Source organism: Variovorax sp. P4_D9 (genome assembly GCF_056401695.1).
This window is the reverse complement of sequence record NZ_JBFUIU010001730.1, coordinates 1-602: the sequence shown is the minus strand read 5'-3', so window position 1 is coordinate 602 and position 602 is coordinate 1. Positions and strand designations below refer to the sequence as shown.

The 602-nt window shown below is 68.1% G+C and carries 1 protein-coding gene; it reads right to left on the bottom strand.

Annotated features, from left to right (window positions below; translation table 11 throughout):
- A partial coding sequence (locus AC1DY5_RS58025) for an ATP-dependent DNA ligase (RefSeq protein ID WP_478123096.1) occupies positions 1-462 on the bottom strand: 462 nt, incomplete at its 3' end.
- Positions 463-602: the final 140 nt, after the last annotated feature.

Here is a 602-nt window from a genome sequence, read left to right as displayed (position 1 = left end):
GGCGTACAGACTGTCCTTGCGCTTCCCCATGATCCCCTCCAGCCCCAGTTTGCAGGCYGAGGCCACGACGTCCCGCGGCGSSCCKGCGAAGGCCTCGCTGAACCGKAKCGAGTCGGGMGCKTCWTCGAGSARYTGCTTCWGSMGCGCGCGSCGCTCGAYCAGCGCMACCTGGCGCAGRTCSARGCCGTCGTGATGCATCAGGTCGAAGAGGTGGAASGTGATGTCCTTSGTCCTGGCGTTGTCGAACGCGTTCTGGAGGGCTCCGAAGTCGGGCAGCCCCTSCTCGYTGAGGATCACRATCTCGCCGTCGAGCCAGCACGGCGCTAGCTTCATCGCGGCCAGGTCGCGCACCAGGTGCGGCAGCTTCTTCGACCAGTCGTGGCCATTGCGCGTGAAGAGCCGAGCGCCGGCGTCGTCAACCCGCGCCAGCAAGCGGTACCCGTCGAACTTGATCTCCAACACCCAGTCATCGCCGGAGCTGGGCGGCCCGTCGACGAAAGTGGCCAGCTCGGGCGCGAGCTTGGCGGGGAGGGCCACTCTTCCTGACGCCTTCTAAGACGCCCGTCGATTCGGTCGACGCGGCCGCGCCGGCGGGCGCTGGC